Annotated in this window: 11 protein-coding genes and 3 pseudogenes; 7 read left to right on the plus strand and 7 right to left on the minus strand. The window is 57.2% G+C overall.

The window, feature by feature from the left end; translation table 11 throughout:
• Positions 1-51 precede the first annotated feature (51 nt).
• Positions 52-942 (plus strand): annotated as a pseudogene (locus AVCG78_RS25140) (transglutaminase family protein).
• Between the two features lie 454 nt (positions 943-1,396).
• Here AVCG78_RS25140 and AVCG78_RS25145 read toward each other — a convergent pair.
• Positions 1,397-2,641 carry a type II toxin-antitoxin system HipA family toxin gene (locus tag AVCG78_RS25145; protein ID WP_012650503.1) on the minus strand — a complete coding sequence of 415 codons (1,245 nt, stop codon included), beginning with the start codon at positions 2,639-2,641 and terminating at the stop codon, positions 1,397-1,399.
• Positions 2,634-2,969, minus strand: a complete 336-nt coding sequence (locus tag AVCG78_RS25150) for a helix-turn-helix domain-containing protein (protein WP_012650504.1) — start codon at positions 2,967-2,969, stop codon at positions 2,634-2,636. Before AVCG78_RS25150 ends, AVCG78_RS25145 begins: the two co-directional genes overlap by 8 nt.
• Before the next feature lie 230 nt (positions 2,970-3,199).
• Here AVCG78_RS25150 and AVCG78_RS25155 point away from each other — a divergent pair, with 230 nt between their 5' ends.
• Complete coding sequence (locus tag AVCG78_RS25155; protein WP_012650505.1) at positions 3,200-5,557, plus strand: hypothetical protein; 2,358 nt, start codon at positions 3,200-3,202, stop codon at positions 5,555-5,557.
• A gap of 98 nt (positions 5,558-5,655) precedes the next feature.
• On the opposite strand, the pseudogene AVCG78_RS25160 reads toward AVCG78_RS25155, so the two are convergent.
• A pseudogene (locus AVCG78_RS25160) lies at positions 5,656-6,349 on the minus strand (DUF72 domain-containing protein).
• A 132-nt stretch (positions 6,350-6,481) separates the two neighbouring features.
• Here AVCG78_RS25160 and AVCG78_RS25165 point away from each other — a divergent pair.
• From AVCG78_RS25165 to AVCG78_RS25175, 3 genes are all read left to right on the plus strand, one after another.
• Entirely contained in the window at positions 6,482-6,697 is a 216-nt protein-coding gene (locus tag AVCG78_RS25165) for a DUF3072 domain-containing protein (RefSeq protein ID WP_071202306.1), read from the plus strand.
• A 103-nt stretch (positions 6,698-6,800) separates the two neighbouring features.
• The gene (locus tag AVCG78_RS25170) at positions 6,801-7,076 is read left to right on the plus strand and encodes a hypothetical protein (RefSeq protein ID WP_139191523.1); all 276 of its coding nucleotides are present in this window, start codon (positions 6,801-6,803) and stop codon (positions 7,074-7,076) included.
• Between the two features lie 148 nt (positions 7,077-7,224).
• A complete protein-coding gene (locus tag AVCG78_RS25175) occupies positions 7,225-7,926 on the plus strand; it encodes an IS6 family transposase (protein WP_071202394.1) in 702 nt (233 codons plus the stop codon).
• A gap of 13 nt (positions 7,927-7,939) precedes the next feature.
• Here the strand turns inward: AVCG78_RS25175 and AVCG78_RS25180 are convergent, their stop codons facing one another.
• On the minus strand, positions 7,940-9,325 hold the full coding sequence (locus AVCG78_RS25180) for a methyl-accepting chemotaxis protein (protein ID WP_322267446.1): 1,386 nt from the start codon (positions 9,323-9,325) through the stop codon (positions 7,940-7,942).
• Positions 9,326-9,353: 28 nt separating this feature from the next.
• Here AVCG78_RS25180 and AVCG78_RS25185 point away from each other — a divergent pair, with 28 nt between their 5' ends.
• Both AVCG78_RS25185 and AVCG78_RS25190 read left to right on the plus strand, forming a co-directional pair.
• Complete coding sequence (locus AVCG78_RS25185; protein ID WP_156583139.1) at positions 9,354-9,743, plus strand: transposase; 390 nt, start codon at positions 9,354-9,356, stop codon at positions 9,741-9,743.
• Positions 9,722-10,135 (plus strand): annotated as a pseudogene (locus AVCG78_RS25190) (transposase); the annotation flags it as partial. The gene AVCG78_RS25185 and the pseudogene AVCG78_RS25190, both read left to right, overlap by 22 nt.
• Positions 10,136-10,422: 287 nt before the next feature.
• Here AVCG78_RS25190 and AVCG78_RS25195 read toward each other — a convergent pair.
• The 3 genes from AVCG78_RS25195 to AVCG78_RS25205 all read right to left on the minus strand — a co-directional run bounded on the left by AVCG78_RS25195 (position 10,423) and on the right by AVCG78_RS25205 (position 12,830).
• Positions 10,423-11,394, minus strand: a complete 972-nt coding sequence (locus AVCG78_RS25195; protein ID WP_012650509.1) for a helix-turn-helix transcriptional regulator — start codon at positions 11,392-11,394, stop codon at positions 10,423-10,425.
• A 655-nt stretch (positions 11,395-12,049) separates the two neighbouring features.
• A complete protein-coding gene (locus AVCG78_RS25200) occupies positions 12,050-12,565 on the minus strand; it encodes an IS5 family transposase (RefSeq protein ID WP_148213984.1) in 516 nt (171 codons plus the stop codon).
• Positions 12,516-12,830, minus strand: a complete 315-nt coding sequence (locus tag AVCG78_RS25205) for a transposase (protein WP_197434965.1) — start codon at positions 12,828-12,830, stop codon at positions 12,516-12,518. The genes AVCG78_RS25200 and AVCG78_RS25205 overlap by 50 nt, the downstream gene beginning before the upstream one ends.
• Positions 12,831-14,158: the final 1,328 nt, after the last annotated feature.

A 14,158-nucleotide genomic window follows, 5' to 3' on the forward strand; every position in this document is an offset into this window, starting at 1 on the left:
CGTGTTTCCCAGCAACGGTCTGCCTCACCATGGCCCGAGGAGGTCTGTTCCATGCCGATGCTCACCATTCATCACCGCACGACCTACAGTTTTCGAGAGGACGTATCGCTGCTGGTGCACCGCCTTATGCTCCGGCCCGGAGAGGGCCGGGAGCTGAAGCTGCTGGGCCATGACATCTCGACGTCTCCTGAGGCTGAACTGAGCTGGTCGACGACGTATTCGGAAACGCGATCGCTTCGGCGACGTTTCGGACCCACAGTGACAGCCTCGTGGTGGACAGTCTGGCGACCGTCGACCTGACTGCGTCGGCATGGCCCGTGTTCGACATCGCAGCGTCTGCGATCAACTACCCATTCCTCTACGCCGATCGTGACGGGACTGATCTCGGAGCTCTCGCGGTTCAACAATTTGACGATGTCGACCAGCGGCTTCGAACGTGGATGCGCGGCTTCGTCGCTGGCGAACCGACGGATACCCTGTCCCTCCTCAAAGACATCAGTCTGGGCATCGCGTCTTCTATCTCGTACCAGAGCCGGGAAGAGGAAGGCACGCAGGCGCCGCTGACGACCCTCGATCGGGGTTGGGGCTCCTGCAGGGATTTTGCCGTTTTGTTCGCGGAGGCTGTGCGCAGCCTGGGTTTCGGCGCTCGCATCGTTTCAGGCTATCTGTTCAATCCGAACAGAGCACTCACAGGATCGACCGATAGTGGATCGACGCATGCCTGGGCGGAGGTCTTCGTCCCCGGCGCCGGGTGGATCACACTCGACCCGACGAACCGCAGCATGGGCGGCGCCAACCTCATCCCAGTCGCGGTGACCCGCGACATCGCCCACGCCGTTCCGGTTTCAGGGAGTTTCATAGGCGGGTCGAACGGCCTTCCTGTCAATGAACGTGGCCGTAGAAGTCAAAGCAATCGACCCGGCCTCAGCGGCGCGGCTGTAGAACGGTGGATTGACGTGGCTCAATTCTCGCGTTGTCGAGCTGCACCTTTGGTCTTGAACCGACCTGAACCTTTGACCCGTTAAAACTGCTACTTCAGTTGCAAAATCAGAAGCTTCATTGAGTTGCTCGACAGCCCTTGTGCATTCCGACGTAGGCAGCCTGAAAACGCTGTTTTGAAAACGGTTATTCGTACGAAGATCTGTCGAATTTAGAATTCTGGACTTACCTTCATGCCCATGCCGCATCCTACTACTGCGCCGCAATCCCGAAAGCCGTCAGAACCTCCGAGGTGATTGTACCGGTAACCTTGAGTGTTGGTTTCCACGCAGAACTCCGGTTAGGCAGATAAGGGGGGCTCAGTTCCGCGTGAAAACCAACAGGCTGCTCTTAGCGAAAAAAAACTCATGCCGAAACCGAGAATTCCATGCCTGCTCGCTGCACTTACATAATAAAACTAAGCAAGCGCTCGCTGTAGGTCCTCGTGCTCGAAGGCGCTGGCCATGCGATTGACTTCGCTATTCCGCGCGCCGATCGCCTTGGCCGTATCTCGCCAAGTAGAGGTAACGGTTGCGACCTCTTTGATAATGACGCGTGCCTGAGCCAGCGTGAGCGCAAAATATCCCGATGCAGCTTCCAGAAGATCAAGCGAGCACGTGCCTTCGTCAAGGTCGATATTGGTGGTCAGCACCCGTGCCTTGAGATCGGTTGGAACAGGATTGAGATCGTAGGCCGGCGACAGCGACCAGCCAGCTTTCCCCAACCATAAGAATCCGTGGTTGCGCAGGTGATCATCAACATTGGAGATCAGCACGTTGAAGACCACGCGCCGATAAAGAGCATGGGCGTCGCTCTTCCCTTGCGCCCCGTGCTCGGCGAGCGCATCGACAATTTCCGGATAACTGCCGCGCTCGCCATCCCTGGCGCCCATCATTGCCATCGCTGACAGAAATGGAACGCGGATGGCGCCGTTGCGGTCGAAGCGACGAGACAACATGACGGCTTTTCCGGCCACTTCGATAAGCTGGTGTTGCGGAGTGGCGATGCCGGCCTGGTCGGCGAGTCGGAGGGCGATCTCCTCCCAGGTCTCCATGCTGTACTCGTCGGTCTCTTTTGGAAACTTGGCGATGGAAAGATGGCCATGCTGATCGATGACAGATGCTTTCGGTCGAGCGCCGCCCAGTGACGAACCGGGAGCGAAAATGAGCTGGAGGTCCTCGTCAGTCTCTTCGTCACGCAAAATGCGCTCAGTAATCTGCAGAAGCCGACCAAGCTCGATGACGGCCGGAACGCCGGTCTGGATCGGAGCCTGGAAGACCTCCTCCCCGACCCACCGGAATCGAAGCGCGCCGAGACGGGTTTCGTCGGCGACGCCCAGCAGGTAGTCGCTTTCGGCGAGGGTGCGAACAGCTCGCGCCTCGCGTTCCGCACTGCGACGCTCGGCGCGCTGCATGAGCCGTCGTCCCCAGGTGTCGGGGGCGGAGTCGCCGATCGATCCGAACGTCGCCAATCCTGCCGGCGGAGCGAAGGCCCCACGGGTCAATGCAAGCGCGGGTTCCAGCGAGAAGCGATCAGGATCCTTCAGCCAGGCATCGTCATACTCGAACAGTATGGTCTCGGAGCCGCGGATGCGATTGCTCCTCGCAAGACCAATTCTACGAGTCTCTCCAGCAAGGTCGATATGAGCCTCGAAGTCAGTCATCGCGAGACGATCCCGACGCGGGCTTCAGGCGAACACGCTTCGGCAGATCCGCACTGGCAAGCGCCTGGCCGACACTGTCGTTGCTGATGTCAGCAAGCTGGGTCAGCCCGTCGAGGAGACCGAGAGCTTGAAGGACGCCCGCATAGATTCCGATGCTGACATTCGTGTCGCCCGCCTCGATCTTTTGTAGCGTGGAGCGAGAGGTAAAGGCTCGCTCTGCCACGACTGCCATCGGCAACTTACGGCGGCGGCGAGCATCCTGGATATCCGCACCAAGCTTTCGCAAAGCCCGCCTGACAGCTGCCGATGGTTGATGGGGAGTGGGCATGTGGTCCCTTCGCGCTACAGAATTTAGCTTTATGTAGCACGAAGCTGACAATATTTCCAGTTAGGCATACCGCTTTGTTCGAAGGCTGGCCCATGCGTATAGATGCTTCACTGGGCCTTTAAGACATGCGTCACCTGAGTACCTGTTCGCTCTGGACGTTACATCCTTTGTTAAACGAGAGCTTCTATTTCGGCTCGCCCTCGGCATTGGGGCCGAGAAGGAATATTAGCATGCCAAAACAAGATATTGCCTCAAGTCAGTTTCAACGAAAAATCTCGGAATTCTGTGAGGTGCGCATTGCACCGGCCACATCCAAACGGACCTTAGAGAATATCAAGCCCTACCTCGTCAGCCTGATCATTTATCGCAAGTCACCGCCCTTGCTGAATGGCCGCATCCACTGGGCGGCCATTGCGGATGCCTGCGGGATCGAAGAGGACCTGACCACGGAGCTGAAAAAGCAGCTCCGTCCCGGCCTCGACGCCATCATCCGCTGGCTCGGCGCGCCGGCGGCTTTGGAAGACGTTCGACCGTCAAAACCGAAAAGCAAAGCGGCCAAGCCCGGCATGCGCGCGCCCACATCGACCACATCGTCCACACGCAAGCCGCAACGAACGGGCAGCGACGGAACTCCGGTTCAACCTGCCTCAGCGCAAAGAGGGCCACAGCCCAAGCCGATCCAGGAATTTCCACCACCGCTGTTCGAGGCAGCGGACGATCCGGAAACCTTCCGCGACGCGCTCGTCTACCACATGCGCCGGTTCGGCGACAGTTGCTGGCAGCTCTATCGCGCCATTGTTCGCCTCGGTGAGACCTTTGACGACAAGACCCTGTTGTCCTGGGTTCAGGGTGAACGGGCGCCGAGATCCATTGCCAGCTTCGACATCCTGTCGCGTATCGAGCGTCGCTACCAACTAAGACAAGGCTACTTTAAAGAGAAGCTGCCGCACCAATCCCGATCGCTGCACGGTCACGATCTCGGTGACATCAATCCGGCCGAACGGCGGAGACTGGCCTGGCATCTGCCCGACGACTTCGGCAGCCTGCCGTTCTCGAAGCGCGAGGAAATCCTCGACTGGGTGCGGCGGGTGATCATTTCCGGCTCGACCGATTATCACCGCTATCAGGCGGCGGCGAGCAAACAACGGTATGCCATCCGCTTTCCGGGGGTCACCTATGGCGGAGGAACGTTGTCTCCCCGATCGCCCTTTCTGACGTCTGGCGCAAGCAGCGGTGTGGACGATTCATTCGAAGACCCGGACCTGCTGTCCGGTGTGGTCGATGCGCCGCCGCGGCTGGCGATGGAGATGGCCGACCTGATCCGATTCAAGACTTCGACGCTGACGGCGATCGGTTTCCAGCGCAACGGCGTCTGGGGTGAAGAGTCGGCGTCGCAGAAGGTGGAGCACCTCGGACTGATGTTCGGCGCGCTCGCTGCTTCGCCTACCGGCATCGTCAAGGGTCGCGGCGTCCCGCTCAGCCAGTTGACTTTCGGCCTGCTGATCTTTCCTGGCGTCTGGGACTGGTATCTGCAATGGCTTGAGCAGCGGCGTGGATTCTACACCAAATGGGAAGAGGACATGCTGATGGTCGCGCAGGCTCTTACCCGGGCAGAGGTGGGATGGATCCGGCAGCACCCTGAGCTTCTGAAAAATGTCAGGCCGATCGAAGGCCTGATCGCACCTGAGGAAATCGAATTCGCCGCACGTGACTGGAACGGCGCCTGCGATGCGTTTCACCGCCATGCCGCCAATCGCTCGAAGGAGGTGCAGCGGGTGATGCGCGTCCATCGCGATCCGTTCGAACCGATCATGGTGATCCTGGAATCCGACAGTCCGCTGGCGGAGTATCGCAAGATCACCGACGAAATCCTGAAGCGCATGCCGGACCGGGATCGTTATCCGCGCCCGGCCGCCGAAGCCGTTCGCTCCTTCCTGATGCTTCGGCTCGGACTGCATCTGGGCCTTCGGCAGAAGAACCTACGCCAGCTTCGGCTTTGCCCGCGTGGGCATTTTCCGACGTCCGAACGCCGGCTGGAAGACATGAAATGTGGAGAACTGCGATGGAGCGACCGGAAGGATGGCTGGGAGGTGCTGATCCCCTCTGTTGCCTTCAAGAATTCCGGCTCGTCCTTCTTCGGGCAAAAACCGTTCCGGCTGATCCTTCCTGATCTGCTTGACCTCTACAAATACCTCGAGGTCTATATCGATCGGCATCGCGGTGTGTTGCTCGGCAGTGCCAAGGACCCCGGAACGTTCTTCGTCAAGACCGTGAAGACGACGAGCTACGATGCAGCTTATGACTCGACAAAGTTCTACGAGGCCTGGAGGACGATCATCCAGCGCTATGGCATCTACAATCCCTATACCGGTCGCGGTGCGATCAAGGGCCTGCTGCCACATGGGCCGCATAACCTTCGGGATATTCTCGCGACGCACATCCTGAAGCAGACGGGATCCTACGAGCAGGCGAGCTATGCGATCCAGGATACCCCGGATGTCGTGCAGCAGCATTACGGCCGCTTCCTGCCGCAGGACAAGGCGGCGCTCGCGGCAAAGATCTTGAACCAGGCTTGGGAAGCCGCTTGATCAGAGAGGGTGGAGCACTCTGGCGCTCCGCCCACTCCGGCCGACAGACCGCGCGGGATGCTGCTTTGTCGCAGCTCGCGGAGAAAGAGGGGTAAGCTTCAGCGCAGTTCGAGCATTGTCAGCGCGTTATCGATCGCGGCCCCTGATGCGGTATTGTCGAACACGCACCAGCTGTGGCGCTGCCAGCAGTTTCGAGAACGATCTGATCTCCTTATCAGTGTAGCTCGAGTAGTAGATTTTTGGTTTGCCATGAAGACGGACGTATTTCGGCGGCGTGTCGAAATCTTCCACCGGCCATACCGGCGCCGGATCAGCGAGAACCCGATCGATCGCGAAGTTCTTCAGCAATTCCAACGCCTCGGCCGATGCCCAGCCCTTGTGCCGAACCTCGATGACAATCGGTCCGTCATCGGCATTCCGTACTGTTTTGAATGCGGTTTCGAGCACCTCAGCATCCGAAAGCCAGCAACGGCGGCAACTGGCAGAGCAGCGGCCCGCGTTTTTCTCCGAGCGGTGCAATATCCTCAAGGAACGTGTCGAACGGCTCGGCGATGTCTTTCATCGTCCGCGTGTGGGTAATCTCCTTAGGAATCTTGACCGCGAACCGAAAGCTGTCCGGGACGGACTCAGCCCACCGTGCGAAGGTCGATGCCTTGTGTCGACGGTAGAAGGTCGAATTGATCTCCACCCCGTCGAACACCGAGCATAGCGGCTAAGACCACTTCCTTCCTGAGCAAACCTGTCGGCCACCTTTTTCGGGATAGACCAGGCGGCGGTGGCAATGATCGGCAATCGTCTTCTCCTCCATTTGCGAATTCGCGAGCAAAACGAAGGGCCGGCAGCCGAGTTCCTTACGCCGATCAAGCACAAACCGGAACCGTCAACCAGCCAAGAACGTTTGCAGAACGAATTCAGGAGATCGTTATGAGTGACAACCCGAAAACCGATACCTCTTCCAACACGCAGAAAGACCCGGACGACTGGGTCAGCGGCGATGAGCCGATGACCGGCGCCCAACGCTCCTATCTGAAGACCTTGTCGGAGCAGGCGCATCAGCCCGATGCCTGTGCCGAGGATCTAACCAAGGCGGAAGCGTCAAAACGGATCGATGAACTGAAGCAGTCCCTCGATCTGGAGTGACGTGATGTCTCTGATGGCAGATGAACCGCCTGGAGGTCGATGCTGCACGGAACCTTTGTTCGCTGCAGCACTTATGGATCGTCAACCGCGAAAGGACGCGACCATGTCAGACCTGAAGCTTGGTGAACCGATCCCCACAGGCATTCCCGGTATTGAACCGGTCAGCACGGAAGTACAAGATGCCGCCAAGGCGGTCGTCCGGCCGATCGAGCGGACGATTGATAGCGCGGCAGGCGCCTATCCAGATACAGCATTGCTCGACCAGTTGCTGCTTCTTCCAATGAAGCTCGGCCTGTCGATGGCGCTGGCTTCGACGGCAATGCTCGTCAGCCCGATTGCGATGACGAAGCGGCTGCAGACGACCGGTATCATTCAATAAAGGACGCTCCTTCGTCCGCGTCGCTTTCGCCGCCTTCCGAGGCGGCGATTTCTTTTTGAACCGCATGTCGGCTCAGCAGGCCGGCGGGTGTTGTCACGTTAATCGGCTCACAGTTGGCTGCGTTTCGGGTTGGTCGTAGATTTCGACGATGCAAACATCCGATATCAGTTTCAAGCGTCACCGTTTTCCTGCGCAAATCATTGCTCATGCAGTCTGGCTTTACCTGCGGTTTAATCTGAGCCTGCGTGAAGTTGAGGAAATGCTTCTTGAGCGTGGTGTCGACGTTTCTTATGAGACGGTCCGCCGCTGGGTCGCCAAGTTCGGACCCCAGATTGCTCGCAATTTGCGGCGGCGACAGCCGCGCCCAGGCGATGTTTGGCATCTGGACGAAGCCGTTGTGAAATGTGCTGGAGAGAAGTTCTGGCTTTGGCGTGCGGTCGATCAGCATGGCACTGTTCTTGAAGAAATCTTGCAGAAGCGACGCAACAAAAAGGCGGCCAAGCGCCTGCTGGTGGCGTTGATGAAACGCTATTGCTTTGTTCCCAAACGTATCATCACTGATAAATTGCGCTCCTACGGCGCAGCAAAGGCGGACGTGGCACCCCGCCTCGTTCATTGGTCACACAAAGGCCTCAACAATCGGGCTGAAAACAGCCACCTGCCGTTTCGAAAAAGGGAACGAACCATGCAGGGCCACCGATCAACGGGAGCATTGCAACGGTTCGTCTCCATGCACTCCGCTACCCGGAATTGCTTTTCAGTTCCATCCCGCCGCCGAGCCGCACAAACAATTCGCTACCATCGCCTCGAAGCTTTCGACGCATGGAAAATTGCGGCTTGCATCCCCTGAAAATCCGAGAACCTCAACCCATTCTCGGGATGGGAAACTTAACGTGACAACACCAGGCAGCCTGCTGCTCCGTCCTCTTCGAGAGGTCGTCAGCGCTCTGCGCAATCTCACGCGCACCACCATCCAGCGCGTGCGTGGTACGAGCGACCGACTCGACGGTTTTCCCGAGACGCATCACCGCCGAATTCAAATCGCTGCGAAGTGTTTCGAATTCCGCGGCGAAAGGTTCGGTGATCTGAAACGAAAGGTCGCCGTCAGCAAGACGGCGCAGGCCGTCGGCAATCCCGGAAGTCGCCTCAGCAAGGCGTACGTTGGCAGCTGCTTCCGTTTCCGCTTTCATACGGTCTCGCTCAGCTTCCGCCTGCGCGCGGTGGCGTGCTGCGGTCTCCTCCAACTGCTTCTTTTCAATGGCGCCCTTCCTGAACGTCTCGATGGCTTCGGCGATAGAACCGATCTCGTCCTTTCTTCCCGCGAAAGGTATCGCGCGATCGGTCTGGCCCGCAGCGAGGTTCGCAATGGAATCCCTTACGATCTCGATCGGCCGGGCGACACAGAAGTAAGCGAAGTAGACGATGACTCCCATTATGAGAACCGAGACGCCAATGGCGATATAGCTCGTCTGCACCGTCCAGCTGTATGATGCCTGGCTGGCAGTATAAGCATCTTGTGCGCCCTTGGTGTTGAAGTCCACGAGAGCGTCGAGGTCTTCGGCGATCCGGTCACCGACGGGTCCCAACTCGGTGCTGACAGCGTTGATGGAAGCTAAAAGGCCTCGGGATTTGAAGGATCCGGTAATGCCTGATCCAGTGACCACGTAGCCGTCGAAGACATCTATCACGCGACCGATCAACGCTTCGTCCGTAGAGGTCATCGGTAGGCTCCTGTATAAGTCAGCCTGCTTCCGGAAGTCAGCGATCGCAGCCGTAATAGCGCCGTCGGCTTTCTGCAACTGGTCCTCAGACTGGGCCATTATGTAGTTTCTGTAAGCCAGTCGAAGGTCACCGAGCGCGACGTTCATTTCCTTCGCTGACGACACGTTCGGCAGCCAGTTTGTCGCTATACTGCCAACATTGGAGTTTATGGCAGAGATCTGTCCCACCGCGAATGTCGAAAATGCTAGGAAGACGATTCCCGCGAGTATCACCAAGGATGGGAGCGCCGTCTTAATGCTGGTTCGTGCCATTGTCATCTTTCTAAGTCGGCGCGCGCTGCCCGCCGTTGTTGATGCAACGCTAAAGTCATCTCGCTTGCACACTGGGCCGCGGGAGCCCGCGGCACTGAAATCAGATACTTGATGTACCAGACGGTCAAATTGCTCATGAAGTTGTACTAGGCGGTGTGGACGGATTGCCGCAAGTTTAATTTCTGCGATTCCCAAATCAGTATTTGAATGATTCATGGGTTGCCGGTTTCAGAGGAGATCGGCGATGCTGACGAAGATGACAGAAGCGGACTGGGCGGTCGCACTTGAGGTTTTCCGCGCCTCGCTTCCGCGGCGGGGCGACAAGGGTCGAGATGACCGGCTGTTTTTGGAGGCCCTGCACTATTTCTCCGTCAACAATATCACCTGGCGCGGTCTGCCGGAGCGCTATGGACATTGGAACAGTGTCTGGAAGCGCTTTTCCCGATTGAGCAAGGCGGGTGTTTTTGAGATTTTCTTCGAGCACCTTGCCAGCCTGAGCACGTCGGCCGATCTGGTTCAGATGTTCGACAGCACCGTGGTGCGCGCGCATGTTTCGGTAGCAGGAGCAAAAGGGGGCAATATGGCCAAGCGCTTGGCCGCTCGCGAGGCGGCTTCTCGACCAAAATCCACCTGAAGACCGATTTCGACGGACATCCCATCGCCTTTGATCTGACCGGGGGCGAGAAAGGTGACGCTCCGCACTTTCCAATCCTGCTTGGCCTTGGCCCCGATGTAGATCCCCGCGCCGCCATGGGCGACAAGGGCTATGACAGCAAGGCTAACCGCCAGGCCGCAAGAAGGCGGGGTGCGGTTCCCGTCATTCCTTATCGTTCAACGGCAAAATCAAAGCCGACGTTCTTTCCCAAAGCGCTCTACAAAGGTCGCGCCCGCATCGAGCAAGCAATCGGAAAACTCAAGCGCTTCAAGCGCGTTGCGCTACGATGCGAGAAGACCAAACAAAATTTCTCCTCCATCGTCGCAATCGCCGCAGGCTTCATCTTGATCAAATCCGTCCACACTGCCTAAAATGCTAACGGAAACGCCCTGTCAGCGCGCTGGACCCCTTTATTCGCTTTCGGTATTAAACCTGCGCGTTAATTGTATTTTCGACATCGATAAAAGAGATGACCGGCGGCTCGTAAGGGCCGGAACGTCCCGCGCTTGTGAGGTGAGGAGAGTCCGCAACGGGATAGCAGGTCGCTGGGACTGCTGGCAGGCCACTATACATTCACGGCTGAAGTGTGAGTGGCCTCTTCGGATCGCCTCCGCGCTGGGCCATCCGACATGCAACGCCTGTACGGCTCGAAGCGCAGTCAGCGCGTCCGTGTTTGTTTGGGAGTTTCGCCAAACCGCTTTCGGTATCTTCGAGAAAAGTCCGCGTGATGCTGGAAACCCCAGGCATTTGCGATCTGCGATATGTAGCCTGGAGCGAAGCCTCGCTTGAGGGCATCGTGGACGCGGTCAAGTCGACATTCGATAATGTACTGAACCGGAGTTATGCCTTTCGATTCCCTGAAAGCGATCTGCAAACTGCGAACGCTGACCCCTGCGGCGAACGCGATCTCGGACACGGTTATCGGACTTGCTAGGTTCGCTTCTATGTAATCGAGGGCGTTTCGAAGCACTCGGTTGTTTACCTGGTCGGCGGTGGGTCTCACGGCCGCCGTTGTTGGCCAGCAGGACAGCAGGTGGAAGACGAGCAGTTCCTCGACTATCGGAAAAGACAGCGGATTATGGTCTCCGTGCTGCTGGAGGTTGTCGTGCAAGCGGAGGAGCGCGGTCCTGAAGATGCGGATCTGAGGTATGTTCACGTCGACGACGGGTACGAAGGATGCGAACGTGCTACGTTCCTCCCCGTACAGCGCCTGCATTTTCTGGAATATGCTTACGGATGCGATTGTACAGCTTATCATACTGGCGCTCCGGGAAGTTCGCTCATACTCCATATCCCGAAAAGGTATGATAACGCCCTGTCCTCGGTCGATGTTGACCTCTTCCCGACCGTCCTTACGCGCCAAGCCGCCGCTTATAGGGAATCGGATAGTCACCAGATCCGAAACAACACGCGGCCGGGCTTCGAAACCTGTCGCGGACTCCGTTTTCCAAACACAAAAATCTCGAATTTTAGTCCCGCCGAACTTGAGACGGACCGGCTCTCGACCAAGAGAAGTGAATCCAACCGGGCACAAACTGTCTGACTGTAACCTGTCGTTATCATCGTGGGTTAGGAGATCGAAACGAAACCTTGTCGGAACCGTGTTCGCAACAGAATTCAAGACAGGCATCGAAAACTCGTGATAAAATGCCGCTCACGACAGCGAGCAGATCGGAGGGATAGTAGGAAAGCGGTCTCTAGCCGTGACTTACCACTAATGCAACCATTCGTCACTAACCGCCGATCATCGAAGCTATGCATTTAACGAAATTATCATAGTGAATGCGAAAACACCTCAACAGTACGACGGGCAAACTGTGGAGCGTGTTGATGATCAACACGCAATTCCCGCCCCTTCGGACCCGGCCAACTATCCGCAGCTGTACATAGCTACGACCGAGGCCTGCGGGTTTTGCCAGACTGTAGAGCGTTCGCCACGTCAGCGAGACGGCAAGCGGCAAACCGACCTATGGCTTGAACCGAATTCCCGGCAGCCGGAACCATTCGGCTGATATGTAAGTGCGCGCCTTGCGAGCTCATACCGGTAAGTCTCATACGACGTCGACGGGTATCTAGCGACAGCGCTTCGTTCGAGAAGCTTTTGGCGGGCAGGCTACCGATTGGTCGGCGCGTGAGAAGCGATCGAGGCTGTGGCGCTCGATCAGACCGATGTTTGTATAGATTGCGAGAGTCCTATCATATTTCGGCACGTACTACGTAAAATCGAAGTATGATATTGTCTAAGGAAAGTCATTGGATCATTACAGCAAGCATTAAATCAACTCCTAGGCAGTGTGGACGGATTTGATCAAGATGAAGCCTGCGGCGATTGCGACGATGGAGGAGAAATTTTGTTTGGTCTTCTCGCATCGTAGCGCAACGCGCTTGAAGCGCTTGAGTTTTCCGATTGCTTGCTCGATGCGGGCGCGACCTTTATAGAGCGCTTTGGGAAAGAACGTCGGCTTTGATTTTGCCGTTGAACGATAAGGAATGACGGGAACCGCACCCCGCCTTCTTGCGGCCTGGCGGTTAGCCTTGCTGTCATAGCCCTTGTCGCCCATGGCGGCGCGGGGATCTACATCGGGGCCAAGGCCAAGCAGGATTGGAAAGTGCGGAGCGTCACCTTTCTCGCCCCCGGTCAGATCAAAGGCGATGGGATGTCCGTCGAAATCGGTCTTCAGGTGGATTTTGGTCGAGAAGCCGCCTCGCGAGCGGCCAAGCGCTTGGCCATATTGCCCCCTTTTGCTCCTGCTACCGAAACATGCGGCGCACCACGGTGCTGTCGAACATCTGAACCAGATCGGCCGACGTGCTCAGGCTGGCAAGGTGCTCGAAGAAAATCTCAAAAACACCCGCCTTGCTCAATCGGGAAAAGCGCTTCCAGACACTGTTCCAATGTCCATAGCGCTCCGGCAGACCGCGCCAGGTGATATTGTTGACGGAGAAATAGTGCAGGGCCTCCAAAAACAGCCGGTCATCTCGACCCTTGTCGCCCCGCCGCGGAAGCGAGGCGCGGAAAACCTCAAGTGCGACCGCCCAGTCCGCTTCTGTCATCTTCGTCAGCATCGCCGATCTCCTCTGAAACCGGCAACCCATGAATCATTCAAATACTGATTTGGGAATCGCAGAAATTAAACTTGCGGCAATCCGTCCACACCGCCTAAAACGAGTGTAATGATGGCTACCACAACGCAGTTCAACCCATTGCGGCTTGTGAACGACGCTATTAACAATGCCAATATGGCAGGTCAAACACTTACCACGGACGCCATAGCGCTGCTCTGGAAGGTCGCACAGGGAAAACTCAGCAAGGGTGACGCAGCTGAACTTTCGCGAACCCTGATAGGAACCATTATCCAGAAGCGGGAGCGGCATGAGGTCCGCGTTGTCGACAAAGAAACGGCCGCGGCACTCGACGCCAAGCAGCGACCCTGTCCGAAATACGCGGACAACTCGTCACGTTACAAGCTCCAGCGTCCTATAATAGCACCTCCATCAAGCAATAGTCGCTCGGACGTTGTGCGTGGGCACCGTTTCAAAACGTATCTCGATCACGGCCTGAATACCAGCCGCTTGACTGAGGGACCCGGTGCCTTCGGGTCCCCATCGTGCGGATACGCTAACCCTGCGTTTATCCGAGTAGCTGCCATTCGTCTTGCGGCGCTAGGTCAATGGATTGCCAACCACGCGTTCGGGTACACGAATCCGTTAGCGTTGGCTATCGGGCAACTGCTCAACGCGGCACCTTTTTCTTAGCCGCACACCCTGCAGCTTCGGCGGTGCCACCGTAGGTCGAGTTGAGACGAAACAAAAGACAGCCGCGCCCCAATTCACGAACACCCATTCACGCGAGTTGAGTTGCCGCCGAGTGCCGTCGACGACCCGCTGCGACGGCTAGCATCAGTTCCTATCATTTTTACGAAATTAGACATACCTGACGCGAAGCGAGCCGTAGCGTTAACATTTTGTCCATCGCTTGACGATGAGATGGTTAACGGACTGGAACGGAGCAATGTCCGCCGTCTCTAATAATAACAACAGCTTGCAGAGTAAGGCGATGAGAAAACGAGTGCGTTTGAACGAGCTGCGGGTTGGAATGTGGGTCGCTGAGATAGACATGCCTCCTGGCATGTCTTCTGATCATGCCGCGCCCTTCGCAATCGCATTTCCTTCGGAGTTAGAGCGCCTTACCGATCTCAGCATTCTCAGTGTCGTCAGCGATGCGAGGAAAGGACTGGATATGGCGAGAAGTCGCGTATCGACCGTCGACCTCCAGCAGGAAATAAGCGCCAGATTGCCGAGAGAGGAGATAGCTGCAGCCGCGCGGACAATCTCTAGATTAAGGCCGCATCTCAACGCGGTTTCAGAGTCTTTTAGACAGTAAATCGCAACGA

This window comes from Gillisella vitis, assembly GCF_021559775.1.
In the GTDB taxonomy this organism is placed as follows: Bacteria; Pseudomonadota; Alphaproteobacteria; order Rhizobiales; family Rhizobiaceae; genus Allorhizobium; species Allorhizobium ampelinum.